Below are 23,037 nucleotides of genomic sequence, written 5' to 3' on the forward strand. Positions count from 1 at the left end.
TCACGCAACTTCGTTCGAAAATTCGCTGAAACTGCGCCGCATGGAAATCGAATTGGACCGAATAGACCGTGAACTCTTGCGTCTGCTGCAAGAGGACGGACGGCTCAGCAATGCCCAGCTGGCCGAGCAGGTCGCGCTCAGCCCCTCGGCCTGCCTGCGGCGCCTGCAGCGCCTGGAGCAGAGCGGCACCATCCACGGCTACCGCGCCCTGCTCAGCCCGGAAGCCATCGGGCGTTCGATGACGGTGTTCATCGAGGTCACGCTCTCCGGCCAGGGCAGCCCGGCGCTGGACGCCTTCGAGCGTGCCGTGGCCGCCTGCCCCGCTGTGCTGGAGTGCCATCTGATGAGTGGCGATTTCGATTACCTGCTGCGGGTGGCAGTGGCCGACATGGCCGACTACGAGCGCGTGCACCGCCACAGCATCAGCGCCCTGCCCCATGTGGCGCGCCTACGCACGGCCTTTGCCATGCGCGCCGTCATCCCGCTGCGGGCCTATCCGCTATGAATCCGATCGATACCTATGCCGCCGCCCTGCAGGCGGGCGAACTCCTGGAACCCTGGCCGGAACTGAGTCTGCCGCAGGCCTATGAGATCGCCGCACGCCGGCACCAGCTACGTCTGGTCCGCGGCGAGCGCGCCGTCGGCCGCAAGATCGGCCACACCAATCGTGCCAACTGGGCGAGCCAGGGCATTGCGGGTCCGAGTTGGGGCTGGCTCTACGCGGCCAGCACGGCACCGCTAGGCGGGTGCCTGAGCCTGGCCGGCTGGCGCGAGCCCAAGGTCGAGCTTGAGTGCGTGCTGCGCTTACGGCACAGCCCGCGCAGCGCGGCGGACTTGCCCGACTGCGTCGATGCCATGGCCCTCGGGCTGGAAATCGTCGACCGGCCCTACCCCAGCTGGCAGATTTCGGTTGCCGATTCGGTGGCGGCCGGCGGCGTGCATGCGGGCCTGCGCGTCGGCCCCTGGCGGGCGCCAGACCCGGCCTTGCTGCGCGAACTGCAGGCCGAGTTGCAGGTCGGCACGCATCAGAGCCGCGGCAGCAGCGCCCTCGTCTTCGGCAGCCCCTTGACGGCCCTGGCAGAGCTCATGGCCCTGCTGGCCAAACAGGGCGCGCCCGCCCTGCAGGCCGGCGAGCTGATCACGACTGGTGCCCTCGCCCCCGCCCTGCCCTTGCAGGCCGGCGAGACCTTGCGGGCCCGCATCGATGGCCTGGGCGAGTGCGAACTCGCCCTCAGCCGGGACTGATCTCAGCCCACCCCAGCCTGGGCATTGGACTCACGCAGACGCCTGAGCTTCTCAGCGATCTTGGCCTCCAGGCCACGCTCGTTCGGCTCGTAGAAGCGCTGCGCCTCCAAGCCCTCGGGCAGGTAGCGTTGGCCGGCCGCGAAGGCATCCGGCTCATCATGGGCATAGCGGTACTCGGCGCCGGCACCCAGCTGCTTCATCAGCTTCGTCGGGGCATTGCGCAGGTGCAGGGGCACGGGCCGCGCCCCATCGGCCTCGACGAGCGCGCGCGCCGCCTTCAGCGCCAGGTATCCGGCATTGGACTTGGGCGCCACGGCCAGATAGAGCGCCGCCTCCGCCAGCGCCAGTTCGCCCTCTGGCGAGCCCAGGCGCTCGAAGGTTTCGGCTGCGGCCACGGTGAGCTGCAAGGCGCGCGGGTCGGCCAGCCCCACGTCTTCCGCCGCGATGGCCAGCATGCGCCGGCTCAGCACCTTGCCGTCGGCACCGCCATCGAGCATGCGCACCAGCCAGTAGATGGCGGCATCGGGGTCCGACCCGCGTACCGACTTGTGGAAGGCCGAGAGCTGGTCGTAGAAGCTGTCACCGCCCTTGTCGAAGCGGCGTTGCCGGCTCCCCAGCACCTGCAGCACGAGCTCGGGCGTGATGGGTTCGCCCCCCTGGGCCACGGCCTCGACGGCGTTCAGCAGGCGCCGGGCGTCACCATCGGCCCATGCCAGCAGGGCATCGCCGCTGGGCCCGTCCAGCGCCACTCTCATGGCCTGGGCACCGCGCGCCAGCAGTTGGCGCTGCTCGTCCTCGCTCAAGCTCTGTAGCACATGCACCCGGGCGCGCGAAAGCAAGGCCGCGTTGACCTCGAAGCTCGGGTTCTCGGTGGTGGCGCCGATGAACACGAACAAGCCCGACTCGACATGGGGCAGGAACGCATCCTGCTGGGCCTTGTTGAAGCGGTGCACCTCATCAACAAAGACCACTGCCTGGCCCTGGATGCGCGCTTGCTCGACCGCCTCGCGGATGTCCTTGACACCCCCCAGCACCGCACTGATGGCGATGAAGGGCAGCCCGCTGGATTCCGCCAGCAGACGCGCCAGGGTGGTCTTGCCCACTCCCGGTGGCCCCCACAGGATCATCGAGTGCAGCTGTTTGCGCTCCACGGCCATGCGCAGCACCTTGCCCGGCCCGAGCAGATGCTGTTGGCCCACCACCTCGTCCACCCGATGAGGCCGCAGGCGCTCGGCTAGCGGGGCCGGCGTGCCGGCGGCAAAAAGGTCGCCGGAAGCGCTCACTTGCCGTCGATCACGTCCATGCCCGGCGCCGGCGTGAAGCGCAGGCGCTCGGCATCCAGCTTGGCATTGGCCTCGAAGCCGCTGAAAACCAGACGCGAGCGCTGGCCCAGACCATCGACGATCTCAAGTGCCGCGAGCTCACGGCCCTTCAAGCCGATGCGCAGGCTCTGGATGCCTTGATCCGCCTGCTTGGGCGTGGCCGCCACCCAGGCGATGTCGCCCTGCTCACCGTCGTCCTTGAGCTGGAACGCCTCGCCCAACGAGGCACCGGCCAGCAGAGCCACCGGGGTGCTGGAGAGCACCGCATCCAGTGGACGGCTGCTGGCCTGGTTCAGGTCCGGATCGACCATCCAAACCTTCTTGCCATCGCCGATCAGCACCTGGTTTTGCGGGGCGGCGTAGTCAAAGCGGAAGCGGTTGGGGCGCTGGAACTCGAACTGACCCTTGTTGTGCTTCTGCTTCTTGCCGTCGGGCGAGCTGACGGTCTGCACGAACTGCACCCGCGCGCTCTGGATCTCCTTCTGGAAACGCAGCAACTGCTCCAGGCCAGCTGCCTGGGCCGCAGCGGTGGCCAGCAGGGAAGCACCGGCGATCAGGGACTTGAACTTCATCATTCCTCGTTGCGGCGCGGCACGACGATGTCGCGATTGCCATTGGTGGCCATGGCCGAGACCAGGCCGGACTTCTCCATCTGCTCCAAGAGGCGGGCGGCACGGTTGTAGCCAATGCGCAGGTGCCGTTGCACCAGCGAGATCGAGGCACGCTTGTGCTCCAGCACCACGGCCACGGCCTGGTCGTACATCGGGTCGCTTTCGCCGTCGCTGTTGCCGCCGCCACCCGGCAGCGCCTCGCCACCCTCGCCCTCCAAGGTGCCGCCTTCCAGGATGCCCTCGATGTAGTTGGGCTCGCCACCCTGCTCTTTCAGGTACTCGACAACGCGGTGCACTTCTTCATCGCTGACAAAGGCGCCATGCACACGCACCGGCAGGCCGGTGCCGCTGGCCATGTAGAGCATGTCGCCCATGCCCAGCAGGGCCTCGGCGCCCATCTGGTCGAGGATGGTGCGCGAGTCGATCTTGGAGCTGACCTGGAAGCTCAGGCGGGTCGGGATATTGGCCTTGATCAAGCCGGTGATGACGTCCACCGAGGGACGCTGCGTGGCCAGGATCAGGTGGATGCCGGCGGCGCGCGCCTTTTGGGCCAGGCGGGCGATCAACTCCTCGATCTTCTTGCCCACCACCATCATCAGGTCGGCCAATTCGTCAATGACGACGACGATGTGCGGCAGGCGATCGAGCGGCTCCGGGGCCTCCGGCGTCAGGCTGAAGGGGTTGGGGATGCTTTGTTCCTTCGCGGCCGCCTCGGCGATCTTTTTGTTGTAGCCGGCCAGGTTGCGCACGCCCAGCTTGCTCATCAGCTTGTAGCGGCGCTCCATTTCACCCACGCACCAGTTGAGCGCGTTGCCGGCCTGCTTCATGTCGGTGACCACCGGGCAGAGCAGGTGCGGGATGCCCTCGTAGACGCTCATTTCCAGCATCTTGGGGTCGATCATGATCAGCCGCACGTCGCGCGCCTCGGCCTTGTAGAGCAGGCTCAGGATCATGGCGTTGATGCCGACCGATTTGCCCGAGCCGGTGGTACCGGCCACCAGGCAGTGCGGCATCTTGGCCAGGTCGGCCACCACGGGCGCGCCCACGATGTCCTTGCCCAGCGCCATCGTCAGCATCGACGCGGCATCGTGATAGACCTGCGAGCCCAGGATCTCGCACAGGCGGATGGTCTGCCGCCGCGCATTGGGCAGTTCCAGCGCCATGCAGTTCTTGCCCGGGATGGTTTCGACAACGCGGATCGAGGTCAGGCTCAGGGAGCGCGCCAGGTCCTTGGCCAGGTTGACCACCTGCGAGCCCTTGACCCCGGTGGCCGGTTCGATCTCGTAGCGCGTGATCACCGGGCCGGGGTAGGCGGCGATCACATGCACCTCGACGCCAAAGTCGCGCAGCTTCTTCTCGATCAGGCGGCTGGTCATCTCCAGCGATTCCGGCGTCACCGTCTCCACGCGGGGAGGGGGTGCGTCCAGCAGATCGATCTGCGGCAGGCGCGTGGTCGACAGTTCCTGGAACAGGGGCTGCTGCCGCTCGGCTGCCACGCGGGTGGACGGGGGCAATTCAACCACCTCGGGTTCGATGAACAGCGGCTCATGCACCAGCTCCTGCTCGCGCTGCTCCACCTTCGCAACCTGAACCTCGACCTCCCGCTCGACCTTGGCTTGCTCGCCCAAACGGCGGTCTTCCTGCTGCTCGCGCACCGTGCGGCGGCGTTCCTGCAGGGCCTCCAGCTGACGCCCGATGCGCTCCGCCAGCTGGAGCCAAGAGAAATCCAGCGCCCAAGCCAGACCCAGCAGCAACAGCACGATGCCAGCCAGCCCGGAGCCCGCAAAGCCCAGCAGCTGCATGGCCAAGGGCCCCATGGCATAGCCGAGCACGCCACCCGCATGACCGGGCAGGCGGGCTTCAAGTGCATAGAGCCGCGTCCACTCCAGCACGCAGCTGGACAGGATCAGCAGGCCCACGCCGAGCCAGACGCGCCACAGCGGGCCTGGGTTCGGCTCCGCTTGCGGGCGCTCGCGCCACAGGGCAGCCAGCCCGCCGAGCCAGTGGCGCGCCAGCACAAGCACCAGCCACCAGGCCGAAAACCCGAAGGCGAACAGCAGGCCATCGGACAACCAAGCCCCCAGCACCCCCAGCCGATTGGCCGGCAGGCTGCGTTCGGTGGCGATGGAGTAGGCGCTGTCCTGCGCGTCATGGCTCGCCAGGGCCAGCACCAACAGGGCCCAGAGCAAAGCAGTCAGAAGCAACCAGATGGGCGTGCGCATCCAGCGCTGGGTCGCACCCTGAGAGTTGGGTGCCGACGGAGGGAACCAAGTCATGGGCCGAATTCTGGCCCAGGGCCGAGCTACTCCTCGGCTTCCTCACTCTGGTCGGTATCGATCTGCTTGAGCACCACCGAGCCGTCCTGCAGGGTCTCGATCTGGCCGCGCTCCTCCAGATCCTTCATCACCCGGCTGACCATTTCACGCGAGGCACCCACCACCTTGGCCATGTCCTGCCGCGACACCCGACCGCGGATGATCTTCAGGCCATCCTCGTCTTCCGCCATGTCCAGCAGCGTGCGGGCCACGCGGCCGTAGACATCGAGCAGCGCCAGAGACTCGATCTGGCGGTCGGCATTGCGCAACCGGGCCACCAGCGCACGCAAGATGCCGTAGGCCAGACTGTTCGGGTCGGGCAGGCAGCGGGCGAATTCGGCACGGCCCAGCACCAGCATGTCGGTGGGCTGCTCGCAGCGCACAGTGGCCGAGGCCGCCTCGCCATCGATCAGGCTCATTTCGCCCACATGGTCGCCGGCCTCCAGCACCGCCATGATGACCTCGCGCCCGCGCCGGTCGGCCGTCAACACCCGGGCCCGGCCATTGAGCAGGATGTAGAGCGAGTTGCTATGGGTGCCCTGCTCCACCACCACTTCGCCCCGCTTGAAGCGACGCTTGCTGACGCTGTCCGCGATGGACTGCGCTTGCTCGGGCGTCAGCATCGAAAACAGGCGCACGCGCCGAATCAGGTCGAGGTTGGACAGCATGGCCATGCGCAATCTCCTTGATGAAAGCCGGCTATGGACCCGGCTCCTAGAATGAAGCCATTCTTCCTTAGCGCCTCGCGCGGCTTGCCCCGGTGCAACCCTGCCCAGAGCCCAGCCGAAGCCCCACCAGCATGCCCCATCACCGCCTCATCATTCTGGGCTCCGGCCCAGCCGGTTACACCGCTGCCATCTATGCAGCGCGCGCCAATCTGAATCCGGTGCTGATCACCGGCATGGCCCAGGGCGGTCAGCTGATGACGACCACCGAGGTGGACAACTGGCCGGCCGACGTGATGGGTGTTCAGGGCCCCGAGCTGATGCAGCGGTTTCAAGAGCATGCCGAGCGCTTCAAGACCGAGATCGTGTTCGACCACATCAACGCGGTCGACTTCAGTCAGCGCCCCTTCACGCTGACCGGCGACAGCGGCAGCTACACCTGCGATGCCCTGATCATCGCCACCGGCGCCTCGGCCAAATACCTCGGCCTCCCCTCCGAGGAGGCCTTTTCTGGCCGCGGCGTCAGCGCCTGCGCCACCTGCGACGGATTCTTCTACCGGGGCCAGGACGTGTGCGTCGTGGGCGGGGGGAACACGGCGGTTGAAGAAGCGCTGTACCTCTCGAACATCGCCAACACGGTCCATCTGATCCATCGTCGCGACAAGTTCCGCGCCGAGCCGATCCTGGTGGACAAGCTGATGGAGAAAGTCAGCGCGGGCAAGATCGTGCTGCACACCTTCCAGACCCTGGATGAGGTGCTGGGCGACAGCAGCGGCGTGACGGGCGTGCGTCTCAAGTCCACGCAGACGGACGAAACGCAAGAGCTCAAGCTGCATGGCTGCTTCATCGCCATCGGCCATCAGCCCAACACCGGCATCTTTGCGGGCCAGATCGAGATGAAGGATGGCTACATCCGCACCCGCTCCGGGCTGGACGGCTTTGCGACCATGACCAGCGTGCCAGGCGTTTTCGCCGCCGGTGACGTGCAGGACCATGTCTATCGCCAGGCCATCACCAGCGCAGGAACCGGCTGCATGGCGGCGCTTGACGCCCAGCGCTACTTGGAGCAAAACGCCTAAGTTTTGAGGCGCGACGGAAAAGCTGCCGCGTGGGCTATACTCGCGGGCTTTTCCGGAAGCGGCTTCTTGCTGAACTCGTCAGCACGCGGCTGCCCTGAAGGGACGGGTTACCGCCACCCGAGTACGAAGTACGCATGGCGAGGTGAAGCCGCCACCGTGAGAGTCCGCTCTCCCGCGTGGTCGCTGTAGAGAACGGAGTGTCCTCATGGCACGCGTCTGCGAAGTCACGGGCAAGAAGCCCATGGTCGGGAACAATGTTTCCCACGCCAACAACAAAACCAAGCGCCGGTTCCTGCCGAACCTGCACTACCGTCGTTTCTGGGTCGAGAGCGAAAATCGCTGGGTGCGCCTGCGCATCAGCAACGCTGGCCTGCGCCTGATCGACAAGAAGGGCATTGACGCCGTGCTGGCCGATCTGCGTGCCCACGGTCAAGCCTAATCACTGAAGGAGCGACACCATGGCTGCTAAAGGCGGACGCGAAAAAATCAAGCTGGAGTCCACTGCGGGCACCGGCCACTTCTACACCACGGCCAAGAACAAGAAGACCACGCCCCAAAAGCTGGAATTCATGAAGTTCGACCCTAAGGCTCGCAAGCACGTTCTCTACAAAGAGATCAAGCTGAAGTAAGCCCCCCAGGAGCCCACTGCTTCCGAGAAGAAAAGCCCGCCATCGGCGGGCTTTTTCATTGGCGTCGCCCGTCCCTTCAGGGCTTCAGAAACTGCCTCGTGAACCAGCGGTCCAGCATGGTCTTCTCGTGCGCCAGAGCCTCGCCGCGCCAGCGCAGTTCAGAGCCATTGAGGTAGCTGAAGTCACGCAGCTCAACATGCTCCTTGCGTAGCAGCTGACCGCCCTCCTTCAGCTCCACACTGAAATCGATATACGGTAGGGTGACCGAGCGCATCACACGAAGACGCTGGGCATAGCCCCGCAACCACTCCAGTTCGCCCGCCAGGTTCACATCGCGAACCTCGATCAGGAGTTCCTGATTCGGCCCGATGCGCTTGCCCCAAGATTGCAGAAATTGCGTCAATTCCTTCTGGTGTCGCTCGCGGTCCCAGTTCGTCTCGCCGAAATCGGCAAATTTGCTGGTGTCCGCGTACTGCACCTGGACTGTTCCAGCCTGAGCACCGGCCGCCGCCCAAAGCGCAACCGCCATTGCAACTGCACGCATGATGGCCTCCAAATCGTTCCGCGCCCGCCCCTTCAGGGCATCGGCGAAACCAGTATAGGAAGCCGAGCCGGGCGACCCAAGAAAAACGGGCCCAGAGGGCCCGTGGTTTACAGCACTTTGCAGTGACTCAGGCAGCACTGGGCAGGCGCGAGGCCCGCAGGCGCATGGACAGGGCCTTCAGTTCTTCGATGCCGCTGGCCTCGGCACGCGCGCACCAGGCTTGCAAATCCTTGACCAACTGCTCGGCGGACACATTGGTGCGCGTCCACAGCTGACGCAATTCCTCGCGCATCGTCAGCCATTGGTCGAGAACCGGATTCGCCGCACGAACCGCGGCCAGCTTGGCACCCAGCTCGGCCGGGATGCGATCGGCATCACGCGGCAGCCAGCGCTTGGCCAGCTTCAGCTCGCTCCAGCGCGCACTGTGGCGAGCACCCTCGGCCTTCAGGCGATCGAGCTCTTGGCGGCAGGCCGCCTTCATTTCACGACCGAAGCGGGCCATCACTTCATAACGATTCGCAATCACGGCCTCCAGGGTCTGGCGGTCAGCTGGCTGGATCGCCCCTTCCACCAGTTGCGGCGGACGCTTGCGCGGCTGCGCCAGACCAAAGAACTGCAGCAGGCGGATGTAACCCCAACCGATGTCGAACTCGTACTTCTTGACCGAGAACTTGGCCGAGGTCGGGAAGGTGTGGTGGTTGTTGTGCAGCTCTTCGCCGCCCACGATGAAGCCGATCGGCGACACATTGGTCGAGGCGTCCGGCGCTTCGAAATTGCGGTAGCCCCAGTAGTGGCCGATGCCATTGATGACACCGGTGGCCCAGAGCGGAATCCACAGCATCTGGATGGCCCAGATGGTGGCGCCCCAGCCGCCGAACATCAGCACGTTGAAGACCAGCAGCGCGGCAACCCCGTGGATGCCCAGCCGGGTGTAGACCTGCCGCTCCATCCAATCGTCCGGCGTGCCATGACCATACTTGCTGATGGTCTCGGCGTTCTTGGCTTCGGTGCGGTAGAGCTCCACGCCGGTCAGCAGCAGGGCCTTGAGGCCGCGGGTCTGCGGGCTGTGCGGGTCTTCCTCGGTCTCGCACTTGGCGTGGTGCTTGCGGTGAATCGCCACCCATTCCTTGGTGACCATGCCGGTGTTCAGCCAGAGCCAGAAGCGGAAGAAGTGCGCCACGGCCGGGTGCATGTCCACCGAGCGGTGCGCCTGCGAGCGGTGCAGGTACAGCGTGACGCTGACGATGGTGATGTGCGTGGTGACCAGCACATAGGCCAGGATGGTCCAGAAACTGGCATCCGCGAGGCCTTGGCCGGCCCAGGTCGCAAAGGCGTCAAAAGCCGCCGTCCATGCATTCATGTCGATCACACCGCCCGGGGGCAGCGCCAAATCAAGGAAGCCGCGATTTTAGGGGTCATGCTCCAGTTCGCTGCACTGCAGCATTGACCCCCGTCAAACCGGCTCGTGCGCAAGTCACGTCCGCTGCCAGGCCGCGGCAAAGAAGCCGTCGCAGTGGTGACGGTGCGGCCACAGGCGCAACTGTCCGTTGTGCACCAGTTCGCTCGCCCGCGGCACTTGGCCCGCGAGCAAATCGGCCGCATCCAGCTTGGCGAATCCCGGGTTCTGTGCCTCGAACGCTGCCGCCACGCCCTCGTTCTCGGCTTCCAGCAGGCTGCAGGTGGCATACACCAAGCGCCCGCCCGGCTTGAGCAGGCGCGCGGCCGACTGCAGGATGGCCAGTTGGCGCGGCACCAGCTCGGCCACAGCTTGTGGTGACTGACGCCACTTCATGTCGGGATTGCGACGCAGGGTACCCAGTCCCGAGCACGGCGCATCCACCAAAACCCGATCCAGCTTGCCGCTCAGGCGCTTGATGCGTTCATCGCGTTCATGGGCGATCTGGATCGGGTAGACATTGGAGAGCCCGCTGCGCGCCAGACGGGGGCGCAGGTTGTCGAGCCGGTGCCCGGAGATATCGAAAGCATAGAGCCGGCCGGTATTGCGCATGGCAGCGCCCAGGGCCAGGGTCTTGCCGCCGGCGCCGGCGCAGAAATCGGCCACCATCTCGCCGCGCTTAGCATCCAGCAAGAGGGCCAGCAATTGACTGCCTTCGTCCTGGACTTCGATGCTGCCGTCCTTGAACAGCGGCCATTGGCTCAGACTCGGTTTGCCTTGCAGCCGGATGCCCCAGGGCGAATAGGGCGTGGGTTGGACGCCAAATTCCTGCAACTCGGCCAGCACGGCATCGCGCTTGGCCTTCAGGGTGTTGACGCGCAGGTCCAGCGGCGCGCCTTCCAGCAGGCTGGTGGCCAGACGCTCGAATTCCTCTGGCGGCAGCTGCTTGTGCAGCGCGTCGGCAATCCAGTCCGGCAGGTTGTGGCGCAGCTTGGGAGCCAGGCTGTCCAGGTCGATCTGCCGGCGCGCAGCCAGCCAATCACGCTCGTGCACTTCGGTGCCGGCCTCCAGCACGCGGGGCTCGCCGGCCCAGGCTAGCAGCACCAGGCGGCGCTCCATCGGGCCGCTGCCGGATTGCGCCAGGTGCTGCCAGAGCAGGCGGCGCCGCAGCAGGGCGTAGGTGGTTTCGGCCAGCGCATGGCGCTCGCGCGAACCCAGCTCGCGGTGGTCGCGGAAGAAGGCGGAGACCAGGGCATCGGCCGGCTGGTCGAGCTTGAGCACGCGCTGCACGAGCTGCGCGGCCAATTGAAGCAGGGGTTTGGGATGCATCAGCTAAACAGTTGCGACTCACCCATCCGATGGCGCACACGGTTGCCATCGAACTCCAGTTCGTCATTCAAGAACCAGCGCAGTGCGCGCGGGTACATCTGGTGCTCCAGGGCCAGCACCCGGGCAGATAGCCGGTCGGCGTCGTCGCCGGGCAGCACCGGCACCAGAGCCTGCGCCAGGATCGGACCATGATCCAGCTCCGCCGTCACCCCATGCACCGTGGCGCCGGCCAACTGGCAGCCCGCTTCGAGCGCCCGCTGGTGGGTATGCAGACCTGGGAAGGACGGCAGCAGCGAGGGATGAATGTTCAGCATCCGGCCGGCATAGTGCGCCGTGAAAACGGGCGTGAGGATGCGCATGAATCCGGCCAGCACCACGACGGCCGGGTCGTGCGCATCGATCGCCTGCATCAGCGCGGCGTCAAAGGCCTCGCGGGTCTCGAACGCCTTGTGATCCACCACCGCCGTGGCAATGCCTTGGGTCTGCGCGAACTTCAGGCCCGCGGCATCGGGCCGGTTGCTGATGACCGCGGCAATGCGCGCGCTCCAGCGCTCGCGCTGCGCGGTATGGACGATGGCTTCCATGTTGGAGCCCCGTCCGGAGATCAGGATGACCACATTCTTCATGGGGCGGCAGTGTAGGTGGCGCCCCTGGGTTGCTCCCTAGAATCGCCTCCCCTCACGCGCCCTCTTCCATGTCTTCTGCTGCCCGCGTCGTCTCCGGCATGCGCCCTACCGGCGCCCTGCATCTTGGCCATTACCACGGCGTGCTGAAGACCTGGCTGGCCTTGCAGCAGGACCATGACTGCCTGTTCTTCGTCGCCGACTGGCATGCGCTGACCGATGGCAGCGGCGCCGTGCGCGAAGAGGCGGTGTACGACATGGTGGTGGACTGGCTGGCCGCCGGCATCGACCCGCAGCGCGCCACGCTCTTCATCCAGAGCCGCATGGCCGAGCACGCCGAGCTGTTCACCTTGCTGGCGATGGTGACGCCGCTGTCCTGGTTGGAGCGGGTGCCGGGTTTCCGCGAGATCGCCGACCAGCACCCGAGCTTTGGCCGCCTGGGCTACCCGCTGCTGCAGGCGGCTGACATCCTGGCCTACAAGGCCGAGCTGGTCCCCGTGGGGCAGGATCAGGCCGCCCATCTGGAACTGTGCCGCGAGCTGGCGCGCCGCTTCAACCATCTGGCCGGGCGCACGGTCTTTCCCGAGCCGCAGGCGGTGCTCAGTGACGCCCCGCGCCTGCCCGGGCTGGACGGTCGCAAGATGAGCAAGGGCTTCGCGAACACCATCGGCATGCGCGAAGACGCCGAAAGCACCCGCGCCAAGCTGCTGCGCATGCCCACCGATCCCCAGCGCGTGCACCGCCACGACTGCGGCGAGCCCACGCGCTGCCCGGTATGGCCCCTGCACCAGGCGGTCAGCCCGCAAGCGCAGCAAGAACAGCTGGCGGCCGACTGCCGCGCGGCCCGGACCGGCTGCGTGGACTGCAAACAAGCCCTGCTGGACCATCTGCTGCCGCAACAAGCCACTTGGCGCGAGCGCGCCGAGCAGCATCTGGCCGAACCCAAGCAGGTGCACTGGCTGGTGGAAGTGGGCACGGAGCGGGCCCGCGCCCTGGCCCGCAAGACCCTGCGTGAGGTGCGCGACTGTCTCGGGCTGGCCACGCCGTGAGTGCGCGTCTGCACATCACCGATCTGGAAGCCGCCATCAACTGGTGGCGCGAGCGCCAGCCCTCACCCGATGGCATCTCGGCCTGCGCCGAGGTGCGTGCCCTGGCCGAGGTCTATGCGCTGATGGTCTATTTCCACGACCCCGAGTGGGACCCCGAACGCCTCTCGGCGCGCGCCCGGGAGGCCTTCATGACGTGGTACGCCAGCACGCCGGACTCCCCCTGCATCGCCATCTGCTCCACCGCCCAGGGCGACCCCATCTGCAAGGGTTGCGGCCGCAGCTTTGCCGAGGTGCGGGATTGGCCCCAGCTGGATCCGCTCGAAAAACGCGTGGTGTGGCGCCGCATCCAGCATGAAGCCACGGCCTGGCGCTTCAACCGCTATGCCGAGCGGGCGCAGGAGCCCTCGGCTTGAGCGGCTTTCTGCACAGCGGCCGCCAGCTCGCGCCCCTGGCCTGGCCGGTCTTCGTCGGCCAACTCGCGGTGCTGGCCTTCAACACCGTGGACACCCTGATGCTCGGGCGTCTGGGCAGCCAGGCCCTGGCGGCACTGGCGGTGGGCTCGGCGGCCTACGTCACCATCTTCGTGGGTCTGATGGGCGTGGTGCTGGCGGTGGGCCCACTGGCCGGCCGGCAGTACGGCGCGCAGGACCTGCCGGCCGCGGGCGCTCAGTACCTGCAGGCACAGTGGTTGGCATTGTTCCTTGCCTTGCCCGGCATGGCCCTGCTGGCCTGGCCCGAGCCCTTCATCCGCCTGGCTGCGCTGGAGCCGGCGGTGGCCGAGGCCGTGCGCGCCTACCTGCGCCCGATGGCCATTGCCCTGGTGCCGGCCCTGCTGTTCACGGCCTACCGCGGCTTCAACACCGCGGTGTCGCGGCCCAAGGCGGTGATGGTGCTGCAGTTGGGCGGGCTGCTGCTCAAGGCGCCCTTGACGGCCCTGCTGGTGTTTGGCGCAGGGCCGGTACCAAGCCTCGGGCCGGCCGGCTGCGGCTGGGCCACCGCCACGGTGATGCTGCTGCAATGGCTGGTGGCACGCGAAATCCTGAAGCGTGACGCCTTCTACGCACCGTTCCGGCTGAGCCGCTGGCGCGACAGCCGCCCGCATGCGGCCGCACAGAAGAACCTGCTGCGCCTGGGTGTGCCGATGGGCGGCTCGATCCTGGTGGAGGTGACGGGCTTCACCTTCATGGCCTTCTTCATCGCCCGCCTGGGTGCAACGGCCGTGGCTGGCCACCAGATCGCGGTCAACCTCGTCAGCATGATGTTCATGCTGCCGATGGCGCTGGCCAGTGCGGCCACGACGCTGGTGGCGCAGGCGCTCGGCGCCCAGCAGATGCGCGACGCGCAGCGCCTGGGCCGGCATGCGCTGATCTGGGGCCTGCTGATTGCGGCCTTGATGGGCGGCGCGTTGGCACTGCTGCGCGAGCCCGTGGTGAACCTCTACACCAGCGACGCCACGGCTGCTGCCGCGGCCATCCCCTTGCTGGTATGGGTGTGGTTCTTTCACATGGGCGATGCGGTGCAGACCGTGGCCGCCGGGGTGCTGCGCGCCCACCATGTAGCCACCCTGCCGATGGTGTTCTATGTGATCGCCCTGTGGGGTGTGGGCATTGGCGGGGGCTACCACCTGGCGTTTGGTGGTGCCGGGGCGCTGGGCTTCTGGTGGAGCGCCACCTTCGGACTGCTGCTGGCAGGGGCGTTGCTCGCGGCCCTGCAGCTGTGGGTCGAGCGCGGACTGGTCAGGCCGCGGGCAGGCTGAGCACGAAGACCGAGCCGCCCCCCGGCCGCGGCTCGCAGCGCACGCTGCCCTGGTGCGCGAGGGCGATCTGGCGCACCAAGGACAGACCGAGGCCCACGCCACCGGCCACTTCGGCATGCCCCGGCAGGCGGAAGAAGGGTTCGAAGATGCGCTCGGTCAGCTCGGGCGGTACGCCCGGGCCGCGGTCGCGCACCCGTACATCCAGCCAGGTGCCGCGGCGGCAGAGCTCCAGATCCTGCTCGCTGCCGCCATAGCGCTTGGCGTTCTCCAGCAGATTGCGCAGGGCGCGCCGCAGCAGGCGCTCTTCACCCTGCACCGCCGCCTCGGGCAGCTCGCTTTCCAGCGCCAGGCCGGCCTGCGCGCATTCCTCGGCCGCCAGGCCCAGCAGATCCACCCGCTGGCGCTGGGGGGCACTGGCTTCGAGCCGGGCCGACATCAGCAGCTCCTCGATCAGGCCATCCAGCTCGGCCAGATTGCGCGCCACCTCCTGGTCCAGGCGCGGATTCGGGCCGGTCTCGTCGCGCAGTGCCAATGCCATCTTGAGCCGCGCCAGCGGCGATCGCAGTTCGTGGCTGGCGTTGGCCACCAGGCTCTGGTGCGCGCGTACCAGGGCACTCACCCGCTCGGCGCTCTGGTTGAAGCTTTGCGCCAGCGCGGCCACTTCGTCCTTGCCGTCCACTGCCACGCGGTGCTGCAACTCGCCCGCGCCGAAGCGCTCGACGCCGCGCTTCAGGGTTTCCAGCCGCCGCGTCAGCCGCCGCACAACGGGGTAGGCCCCCAGAGCCACACCGATGAAGAGCAGCACGAACAGCAGGCCCAGCACATGGGCACGCTCAAAAAGGGGGCCGAAGACGGGCGGCAGGCCCGCACGCGGGCGCCAGGGGCGCAAAACCAGCAGGCGGCGGCCGTCGCTCAGGGTCAGCACCTTGGGGGGACTGCCTTCGCCGAGCTCCTGGCGGCGCTCGAAGCGTGGCGTGGACGCCAGGCGCTCGCCGGTGGCACTTTCGAGCGCCAGCGGCATGCGCAGCTGCAGGGACCAGCGACGCAGCGCATGCGCCTGTTCGAAAGCGGGGGCATCTGCCGGTGGTAGGGCGCGCTCGAGCAGATCGGCCATCGCCTGCAGGCGCTCGTCCTGGGCCTGCTCGGCCTGCTCACGTTCGCGCTCGATCTGCCGATGCGCCAGCCAGCCGCCAATCAGCGCGAAGGCCAGCAACACGGCCACGACCGTGAGGTAGATGCGCAGGTAGAGGGATTTCAAGGGGAGTTCAATCCCCGTCCTGCTTGCGCGCGAACACATAGCCGGCGCCGCGAACGGTCAGCACCCGCTTGGGGGTCTTGGGGTCGTCCTCGATGGCGGCACGGATGCGCGAGATGTGCACGTCGATGCTGCGGTCAAAGGCCTCCAGCGGGTGGCCCTTGAGTGCGTCCATGATCTGGTCGCGGCTCATCACGCGGCCGGCATTGCGCGCCATCACGAGCAGCAGCTCGAATTGGTGGCTGGTCAGGTCGCAGGGCTGGCCGCCCAGGCGCGCTGCACGCTCGCCCAGGTCGATCTCCAGGCGGCCGAAGCGCAGGGTCTCGGCCTGGGCCGGCTGGCCGCGCCGCAGCAGCGCCTTCACGCGTGCCAGCAACTCGCGCGGCTCGAAGGGCTTGGGCAGGTAGTCGTCGGCGCCCAGTTCCAGGCCGAGCACACGGTCCAGCGGCTCGCCGCGGGCCGAGAGCATCAGCACTGGCAGGCCGCGCAGATGGGGTTCATTGCGCAGCTGGCGGCAGAAGTCCAGGCCGTCACCGTCGGGCAGCATCAAGTCCAAGATCAGCAGATCGGGCAAGGCGCTGCGCAGCGCCAGCTGGCTGCGCGCCTGGGTCAGGTTGGGCGCCACCTGGACACGGAAGCCGGCCGTGCCCAGGTAGCCCTGAACCATCTCGGCCAGGCGCGCATCGTCATCAACGATCAGCACCTGGCCGGCGCTGCGGCCGTTCTCAACCATTGCGGTCGTGGCCACGGCTGCGTTCCTGCATGCGTTCTTGCATGCGCTCCATGCGCTTGCCCATCTTCTCGGTCAGCTTGGCGCGCTGCTCGGGGCTGAGCACGCGGGCGGCCTCGACCATGGCACGCGTCATGCGCTGGCTGGCCGCGTCGTGCAGCGCCAGCTGCTGCTTGCGCAGGGCTTCCACGGCATTGGCGTCCACATTGGCGGCACCGAAGGCCTGCAGCATCTGCTTGTGCAGGGCCTGGCCCTGCTCACGCTGGCTGCGCAGGTCTTCGCGGGCGGTCTTGAAGATCTCGCGAATCTGCTGGCGCTGGGCGTCGCTGGCGCCGACATCGTCCAGCGCATGCATCAACTCCATGCCGGGCATGCCGCCCCGGGGGCCGCCGCCATGCGGCATGGCGAACACGGCCGGCGCGGCGGCGGACAAGACCAGGCCGACGGCCAGGACCAGGGACTTCAGGGACAGGCTGCTTTGCATGGCATCACTCCAGCGGGTTGGGATGGTGCCACTGTCTGCGCCGGGGGTTTCAGGGTCTTGCCCTGAACGTAAAGATCGGTTGCAGACACCAATTCTTTCGACACCCTGCCCTCAAAAGCAGCCGGCCTATGCAGGCCGCCCCCAAGTGCCACCGTGGAACCGGCTCCGCCGGGCCACTGGTGGCGCCCCCTGGGGGGAGGCGGCCACTTGGGCCGCTTCGGGGGGGTTACGCAATCGGCTTGTAGCGCACGCGCTTCGGGCGCGCGCCCTCTTCGCCCAGGCGCTTCTTCTTGTCGGCCTCGTACTCGGTGTAGTTGCCGTCGAAGAACTCCCAGTGGCTCTCGCCCTCGCAGGCCAGGATGTGGGTGCAGATGCGGTCCAGGAACCAGCGGTCGTGCGAGATCACCATGGCCGAGCCCCCGAACTCCAGCAGCGCCTCCTCCAGCGCGCGCAGGGTTTCGACGTCCAGGTCGTTCGAGGGCTCGTCCAGCATCAGCACGTTGCCGCCCTCGGCCAGGGTCTTGGCCAGGTGCAGGCGGCCGCGTTCACCACCGGAGAGCTGGCCGACCAGCTTCTGCTGGTCGTTGCCCTTGAAGTTGAAGCGACCCAGATAGGCGCGACTGGGCATCACGAACTTGCCGACGATGATGTTGTCCAGCCCGCCGGACACGTCTTCCCAGACCGTCTTCTCGGCCGCCAGGCTGGCGCGGCTCTGGTCCACGAAGGCCAGCTTGGCGGTCTTGCCGATCACGACCTCGCCGCTGTCCGGCGTCTCGGTGCCCTGGATCATGCGGAACAGCGTGGACTTGCCGGCGCCGTTGGGGCCGATGATGCCGACGATGGCGCCGGGCGGCACCTTGAAGCTCAGGTTGTCGATCAGCACCCGGTCGCCAAAGCTCTTGGTGACGTTCTTGAACTCGATCACCTCATTGCCCAGGCGCTCGGCCACGGGAATGAAGATCTCGTTGGTCTCGTTGCGGCGCTGGTAGTCGACGTCGCTCAGCTCCTCGAAGCGGGCCAGACGCGCCTTGCTCTTGGCCTGGCGGCCCTTGGCGTTGGAACGCACCCACTTCAGCTCTTCCTTCATGGCCTTGGTGCGGGCCTCATCCTGGCGCTGCTCCTGCTCCAGGCGGGCTTCCTTCTGGTCCAGCCAGTCGGTGTAGTTGCCCTTGTAGGGGATGCCATGGCCGCGGTCGAGTTCCAAGATCCACTCGGCGGCGTTGTCCAGGAAGTAGCGATCGTGGGTGACGGCCACCACGGTGCCGGGGAAGCGCTGCAGGAACTGCTCCAGCCACTCCACCGATTCGGCATCCAAGTGGTTGGTGGGTTCGTCCAGCAGCAGCATGTCGGGCTTGCTCAGCAGCAGGCGGCACAGGGCCACACGGCGCTTTTCACCACCGGAGAGCAGGCCGATCTTGGCGTCCCAGGGCGGCAGGCGCAGGGCGTCGGCGGCCAGTTCCAGCTGCAGATCGGTGTTCTCGCCACCGCTGGCGGAAATGATGGCTTCCAGCTCGGCCTGCTCGGCGGCCAGGGCATCGAAGTCGGCGTTCTCGTCGGCATAGGCCGCGTAGACCTCGTCCAGGCGCTTCTTGGCCGCCACCACGCCGCCCACACCCTCCTCCACCGCCTCGCGCACGGTCTGCTCGGGGTTCAGCTCGGGCTCCTGGGGCAGGTAGCCGATCTTGATCCCCGGCATCGGGTAGGCCTCGCCCTCGAACTCCTTGTCGATGCCGGCCATGATCTTCAGCACCGTGGACTTGCCCGAGCCGTTCAGGCCGAGCACGCCGATCTTGGCGCCGGGGAAGAAGGACAGCGACACACCCTTGAGGATCTGTCGCTTGGGGGGCACCGTCTTGGTGACCCGGTTCATGGTGAAAACGTACTGAGCCATGGCTATGGATGTTGAGCGAGTGAAAGGAGCGAAACCGGCCGAAGGCCGCAGGACGTTTGGCGGTACGTCAAAAGGTACTGAGCCATGGCGTGCTTGCGTTTCGATCAGAGAAAAAACGGCGGCCGCCTGGGGTGGCGGCCGGAATTGCCCGGGATTATCGCGGCAGCGCCGGATGCAGCTCCGCCATCACGGATTCAGGCAGGTTTCCGTCCGACGACGGGCGCGGCAGGCTGTCCCAGCGCGCGATCAGGTCCACCAGCTGCTCGGCCGGCATGGGCCGGGCCACCAGGAAGCCCTGGATGGCGGCGCAGCCCACATGGCTGAGCACCTCCAGCTGCGCCGGCTCTTCCACGCCCTCGGCCACCGTGTCCATGCCCAGCACGCGGGCCAGTTGCAGGATGGTGCGCACGATGGCGCGCGCATCGCTGGTGCTCAGCAGCTCGCGGATGAAGGCACGGTCGATCTTGAGCTTGTCGAAGGGGAAGCGGCGCAGGTAGGCGAGCGAGGAATAGCCGGTGCCGAAGTCGTCCAGCGCGATGCGCACGCCCAACTGCTTGATGGCATGCAGGTTCTCCAGCGCGACCGCGATGTCCTCCATCAGCAAAGACTCGGTGATCTCCACCTCCAGCTGCGAGGGCTTGAGCTCGTAGCGGTTCAGCAGCTGGCGCAGCTCGTTCACGAAGCCGGCACGCTGCACCTGGGCTGCCGAGGCGTTCACCGCAATGCGCAAATCGGGCAGCAGATGGCGGGCATCGGAGCAGGCCTTGGCCAGCACCCAGGCGCCGATGTTGTGGATCAGGCCGGTTTCTTCGGCCACGGGCACGAATTCGGACGGCGACACAGAACCCAGCGTCGGGTGGTTCCAGCGCACCAGGGCCTCGGCGCTGCGGATCGTCCAGGTGCGCAGGTCCACCTGGGGTTGGTAGTGCACCACCAGCTCGTTGCGCGCCAGCGCTTCGCGCAGCTCGCGCTCGATGGTGATGCGGCGGCGCTGGCTGGCGCCCAGCTCGTCGGTGAAGCTCTCGACCCGCCCACGGCCGCTGGCCTTGGCGGCATAGAGCGCCAAGTCGGCCGCCACCAGGGCCTCGTCCACCGTCTGCGCATGGTCGGGCAAGAAGGCCAAGCCGATGCTGACGCCCCCCGCCACCACCACGCCCTGCACTTCCACCGGCACACGCATGGCCGCCACCAAGCGGTACGCCAGGGCCATGGCCTCGTCGTCGGAACGGATGTCGTCCAGCACCACGGCAAACTCGTCGCCACCGAGGCGGCCACAGAGGTCGGACTTGCGCATGTGCGCGCGCAGGCGCTGCGCGACTTCCTGAAGCACGGCATCCCCCAGGCTGTGGCCATGGGTGTCGTTGATGGTCTTGAAGTTGTCCAGATCCATGCACAGCAAGGCACTGCGGCCGCCGCCGCCTTCCACGGCCTGGGCCAGGCGGTTGCGCAGACTGACCCGGTTGGCCAAGCCCGTCAGGGCATCGAAATGGGCCAGGTAGGCCAGGTGCTGGTGGGATTGGCGGGCCGCCGTCACATCGGCCAGCACGCCGCGCCAGCCGCGCAGATGGCCATGCTCATCGGTCAGCGGCTTGGCCGTCACCGACCACCAGCGCGGCCCTTGCGCCAGCTGCACGCGCACCACCTGATCCCGGAAGGCCTCGCCGCGGTCAAAGGCCTGCTGCAGACGGTCCACACCGGCCGAGCCCTCCTGCTGCAGCGAGCGCAGCACCTGCAGGAGGCCGATCTGACCGAGCTTGTCCAGCGGCCGCTCCAACAGCTGCGCCAGGCGCTTGGAGGGGTGGGCGAAGCGGCCTTGGCGGTCGACCTCCCACAGCACATCGGAGCTGCTTTCCTCGAAATCGCGCAGCAGCAGCCCCACCACCTCACCCTGGCGTGTGGCCTCCTGCTCAGAGACCAAGCGCCGCGAATACAGATGCGCCGCCGAAGCCACCGCCACCGCCAGGATCAGGGCATAGAGCAGGCAGAGGAACTGCAGCGCGAGCGCCAAGCTCAGGTCCGAGCGCCCCAGAGCAATCAACGAGCCCAGGGTGATCAGCACCAGGTACACCAGTGCGGCCGAAGGCAGCAAGGCCAGCGCCACGGCGCCGCCGCACATCATGCCGGTCAACACCACGGCCACCCAGAGCTGCAGCTCATGGCCCAGGCCCGCAAACCAGAACACGCCCAGGCTGGCCCAACCCAGCGCGAGCAGCGCCGCATGCGCCGTGGCGCGCTGCACCACACGCGGGCCGCAGCGGCTCAGGCGGCGCGGCCGCGAACGCCACCAGCCGCTCAGGCCGGTCAGCGCAATGGCCGTCATCGTGGCGCCCCAGGCGGCCAGGCCCCAGGGGGCGACCGCGTTCCAGAGCAGCAGCACGGTGCACAGGGTGCCGAGCAGGGTGCCACTCATCGTCCAGGGGGCCACCTGGAGCGTGGCTTCGACGTGGCGGGCACGCGTACGCGCCGTCTCATCGTCCGCGGCGGACCAGAGACGGCGCTGCTCATTCCACCAGCCCTCGAACAGCGCTCGTTCGCGCCGCCGGGCCCTCTGAACCGACACCATGGATGCACTCTAGCGGCAGCCCGTCACGGCGCCGGAGCGCATGGAGGGCGTACAAACCCGGGCCGTTTCGGCAACTCGCCTACACTGCGCGCCGCTGCGGCCCCTCAGCCGTCTGGTACGCAGCCTGCATTCACGCATCCGCTGAACCCTGCACCGCCGTGACGGCGCCTGCCCTCCCCAGGGCTTGCGAACGGTGCGACGCCCGGCATCCCGGGCCCTCCAAAATCCCATGAGTTTTGCTGATCTCGGCCTGGCCGAGCCGATCCTGCGCGCCGTGCGCGAACAGGGTTACGAGACCCCGACCCCCATCCAACGTCAGGCCATCCCGATGGTGCTGAGCGGCGGCGACCTGATGGCCGGCGCCCAAACGGGCACTGGCAAGACCGCCGGCTTCACCCTGCCCATGCTGCATCGCCTGATGCAGAGCCAGAAGCCCGGTGCGAAGCGCGTCGTACGCGCCCTGGTGCTGACCCCCACGCGCGAACTCGCCGCCCAGGTGGAAGAGAACGTGCGCGCCTATGGCAAGCATCTGCCGCTGAAATCCATGGTGATCTTCGGCGGCGTGGGCATGAACCCCCAGATCGACGGCCTGCGCCGTGGCGTCGACATCCTGGTGGCCACCCCCGGCCGCCTGCTGGACATCCACCAGCAGCGCCACCTCGACCTGAGCCAGGTCGAGATCCTGGTGCTGGACGAAGCCGACCGCATGCTCGACATGGGCTTCATCCATGACATCAAGAAGGTACTGGCCCTGCTGCCCGCCAGCAAGCAGAGCCTGCTGTTCAGCGCCACCTTCAGCGACGACATCAAGGCCCTGGCCGACCGTCTGCTGAAGTCGCCCCAGCTGATCGAGGTGGCGCGCCGCAATGCCACCGCCGACACGGTCAGCCAGCGCGTCTACTGGACCGGCCGCGAGCGCAAGAAGGACCTGCTGGCCGAGCTGATCAGCAAGAACGACTGGCACCAGGTGCTGGTGTTCACGCGCATGAAGCATGGCGCCAACCGCCTGGCCGAGTTCCTGGACAAGCAGGGCATCACCGCCATGGCCATTCACGGCAACAAGAGCCAGGGTGCGCGCACCAAGGCCCTGGCCGAGTTCAAGGCCGGCACCCTGCAGGTGCTGGTGGCCACCGACATCGCGGCGCGCGGCATCGACATTGACGAGCTGCCGCACGTCGTGAACTTCGAGCTGCCGAACGTGCCCGAGGACTATGTGCACCGCATCGGCCGCACCGGCCGCGCCGGCTGCGAGGGCGAGGCGCTCTCCCTGGTCTGCCCGGACGAAGAACTGTTCCTCAAGGACATCGAGCGCCTGATCAAGCGCAGCCTGCCGCGCGAAACGCTGCCTGGCTTCGAAGTGCCGAGCACCGAGCGCGCCGAACCGATCCAGATCGGTCGCCAGACCATCGGCGTGCGCGGCCCGGCCCGCAGCAGCGCTCCGCGCCCGAGCGGCCGCTCCGGCCAGGGCGCCCCGCGCCCGCAAGGCAGCGCGCACGGCCACGGCGGTCAGCCCAAGCCGGCGCAAGGCCGTCCGGCCCAGCCCGGCCGCGG

General features: G+C 67.5%; 22 protein-coding genes. 9 read left to right on the top strand and 13 right to left on the bottom strand.

Annotated elements, in window-relative coordinates; all coding sequences use genetic code 11:
- Positions 1-40: 40 nt before the first annotated feature.
- Together I7X39_RS02510 and I7X39_RS02515 are read left to right on the top strand one after the other, a co-directional pair.
- Complete coding sequence (locus tag I7X39_RS02510; RefSeq protein WP_198109364.1) at positions 41-505, top strand: Lrp/AsnC family transcriptional regulator; 465 nt, start codon at positions 41-43, stop codon at positions 503-505.
- Positions 502-1,245: a 2-keto-4-pentenoate hydratase gene (locus I7X39_RS02515; RefSeq protein WP_198109365.1), complete on the top strand. Its 744-nt coding sequence runs from the start codon at positions 502-504 to the stop codon at positions 1,243-1,245. Before I7X39_RS02510 ends, I7X39_RS02515 begins: the two co-directional genes overlap by 4 nt.
- A 2-nt stretch (positions 1,246-1,247) precedes the next feature.
- Here the strand turns inward: I7X39_RS02515 and I7X39_RS02520 are convergent, their stop codons facing one another.
- The 4 genes from I7X39_RS02520 to I7X39_RS02535 form a co-directional block, all read right to left on the bottom strand.
- Positions 1,248-2,528, bottom strand: a complete 1,281-nt coding sequence (locus I7X39_RS02520) for a replication-associated recombination protein A (RefSeq protein WP_198109366.1) — start codon at positions 2,526-2,528, stop codon at positions 1,248-1,250.
- The gene (lolA, locus tag I7X39_RS02525; protein WP_198109367.1) at positions 2,525-3,139 is read right to left on the bottom strand and encodes an outer membrane lipoprotein periplasmic chaperone LolA; all 615 of its coding nucleotides are present in this window, start codon (positions 3,137-3,139) and stop codon (positions 2,525-2,527) included. Before lolA ends, I7X39_RS02520 begins: the two co-directional genes overlap by 4 nt.
- On the bottom strand, positions 3,139-5,400 hold the full coding sequence (locus I7X39_RS02530; RefSeq protein ID WP_232351677.1) for a DNA translocase FtsK: 2,262 nt from the start codon (positions 5,398-5,400) through the stop codon (positions 3,139-3,141). Before I7X39_RS02530 ends, lolA begins: the two co-directional genes overlap by 1 nt.
- A gap of 80 nt (positions 5,401-5,480) precedes the next feature.
- The gene (locus I7X39_RS02535; protein ID WP_198109369.1) at positions 5,481-6,167 is read right to left on the bottom strand and encodes a Crp/Fnr family transcriptional regulator; all 687 of its coding nucleotides are present in this window, start codon (positions 6,165-6,167) and stop codon (positions 5,481-5,483) included.
- A 125-nt stretch (positions 6,168-6,292) separates the two neighbouring features.
- Here I7X39_RS02535 and trxB point away from each other — a divergent pair, with 125 nt between their 5' ends.
- From trxB to rpmG, 3 genes are all read left to right on the top strand, one after another.
- A complete protein-coding gene (gene trxB, locus I7X39_RS02540) occupies positions 6,293-7,237 on the top strand; it encodes a thioredoxin-disulfide reductase (protein WP_198109370.1) in 945 nt (314 codons plus the stop codon).
- Between the two features lie 205 nt (positions 7,238-7,442).
- On the top strand, positions 7,443-7,676 hold the full coding sequence (gene rpmB, locus I7X39_RS02545) for a 50S ribosomal protein L28 (RefSeq protein WP_198109371.1): 234 nt from the start codon (positions 7,443-7,445) through the stop codon (positions 7,674-7,676).
- Between the two features lie 19 nt (positions 7,677-7,695).
- On the top strand, positions 7,696-7,866 hold the full coding sequence (gene rpmG, locus I7X39_RS02550; RefSeq protein WP_138856781.1) for a 50S ribosomal protein L33: 171 nt from the start codon (positions 7,696-7,698) through the stop codon (positions 7,864-7,866).
- A gap of 76 nt (positions 7,867-7,942) precedes the next feature.
- On the opposite strand, the gene I7X39_RS02555 is transcribed toward rpmG, so the two are convergent.
- The 4 genes from I7X39_RS02555 to purN form a co-directional block, all read right to left on the bottom strand.
- On the bottom strand, positions 7,943-8,410 hold the full coding sequence (locus I7X39_RS02555) for a DUF3016 domain-containing protein (protein WP_198109372.1): 468 nt from the start codon (positions 8,408-8,410) through the stop codon (positions 7,943-7,945).
- A 127-nt stretch (positions 8,411-8,537) separates the two neighbouring features.
- Positions 8,538-9,770, bottom strand: coding sequence for a DesA family fatty acid desaturase (locus tag I7X39_RS02560; RefSeq protein ID WP_198109373.1), 1,233 nt, complete (start codon positions 9,768-9,770; stop codon positions 8,538-8,540).
- Positions 9,771-9,884: 114 nt separating this feature from the next.
- Positions 9,885-11,135 (bottom strand): RsmB/NOP family class I SAM-dependent RNA methyltransferase, encoded by a 1,251-nt coding sequence (locus tag I7X39_RS02565; RefSeq protein WP_198109374.1) that lies wholly within the window; start codon positions 11,133-11,135, stop codon positions 9,885-9,887.
- Positions 11,135-11,761 (bottom strand): phosphoribosylglycinamide formyltransferase, encoded by a 627-nt coding sequence (purN, locus tag I7X39_RS02570; RefSeq protein ID WP_198109375.1) that lies wholly within the window; start codon positions 11,759-11,761, stop codon positions 11,135-11,137. Before purN ends, I7X39_RS02565 begins: the two co-directional genes overlap by 1 nt.
- Before the next feature lie 68 nt (positions 11,762-11,829).
- On the opposite strand from purN, the gene trpS reads away from it, so the two are divergent.
- The 3 genes from trpS to I7X39_RS02585 are packed head-to-tail and all read left to right on the top strand — an operon-like array spanning position 11,830 to position 14,563.
- Positions 11,830-12,807 carry a tryptophan--tRNA ligase gene (gene trpS, locus I7X39_RS02575; protein WP_198109376.1) on the top strand — a complete coding sequence of 326 codons (978 nt, stop codon included), beginning with the start codon at positions 11,830-11,832 and terminating at the stop codon, positions 12,805-12,807.
- Positions 12,804-13,220, top strand: coding sequence for a DUF3717 domain-containing protein (locus I7X39_RS02580; RefSeq protein ID WP_198109377.1), 417 nt, complete (start codon positions 12,804-12,806; stop codon positions 13,218-13,220). Before trpS ends, I7X39_RS02580 begins: the two co-directional genes overlap by 4 nt.
- Positions 13,217-14,563 carry an MATE family efflux transporter gene (locus I7X39_RS02585; protein WP_198109378.1) on the top strand — a complete coding sequence of 449 codons (1,347 nt, stop codon included), beginning with the start codon at positions 13,217-13,219 and terminating at the stop codon, positions 14,561-14,563. The genes I7X39_RS02580 and I7X39_RS02585 overlap by 4 nt, the downstream gene beginning before the upstream one ends.
- Here the strand turns inward: I7X39_RS02585 and I7X39_RS02590 are convergent.
- The 5 genes from I7X39_RS02590 to I7X39_RS02610 all read right to left on the bottom strand — a co-directional run bounded on the left by I7X39_RS02590 (position 14,544) and on the right by I7X39_RS02610 (position 21,486).
- The gene (locus I7X39_RS02590; protein WP_198109379.1) at positions 14,544-15,821 is read right to left on the bottom strand and encodes a HAMP domain-containing sensor histidine kinase; all 1,278 of its coding nucleotides are present in this window, start codon (positions 15,819-15,821) and stop codon (positions 14,544-14,546) included. The genes I7X39_RS02585 and I7X39_RS02590 overlap by 20 nt on opposite strands.
- 7 nt (positions 15,822-15,828) lie before the next feature.
- Positions 15,829-16,551: a response regulator gene (locus tag I7X39_RS02595; protein ID WP_198109414.1), complete on the bottom strand. Its 723-nt coding sequence runs from the start codon at positions 16,549-16,551 to the stop codon at positions 15,829-15,831.
- On the bottom strand, positions 16,544-17,032 hold the full coding sequence (locus I7X39_RS02600; protein ID WP_198109380.1) for a Spy/CpxP family protein refolding chaperone: 489 nt from the start codon (positions 17,030-17,032) through the stop codon (positions 16,544-16,546). Before I7X39_RS02600 ends, I7X39_RS02595 begins: the two co-directional genes overlap by 8 nt.
- Before the next feature lie 226 nt (positions 17,033-17,258).
- On the bottom strand, positions 17,259-18,923 hold the full coding sequence (ettA, locus tag I7X39_RS02605) for an energy-dependent translational throttle protein EttA (RefSeq protein WP_198109381.1): 1,665 nt from the start codon (positions 18,921-18,923) through the stop codon (positions 17,259-17,261).
- Between the two features lie 154 nt (positions 18,924-19,077).
- On the bottom strand, positions 19,078-21,486 hold the full coding sequence (locus I7X39_RS02610) for a putative bifunctional diguanylate cyclase/phosphodiesterase (protein WP_198109382.1): 2,409 nt from the start codon (positions 21,484-21,486) through the stop codon (positions 19,078-19,080).
- A 229-nt stretch (positions 21,487-21,715) separates the two neighbouring features.
- Here I7X39_RS02610 and I7X39_RS02615 point away from each other — a divergent pair.
- Positions 21,716-23,037, top strand: a 1,322-nt coding sequence (locus tag I7X39_RS02615) for a DEAD/DEAH box helicase (protein ID WP_198109383.1), incomplete at its 3' end; no start/stop codon positions are given.

The sequence above is a fragment of the Inhella proteolytica genome (assembly GCF_016093275.1).
Taxonomy (GTDB): Bacteria; Pseudomonadota; Gammaproteobacteria; order Burkholderiales; family Burkholderiaceae_C; genus Inhella; species Inhella proteolytica.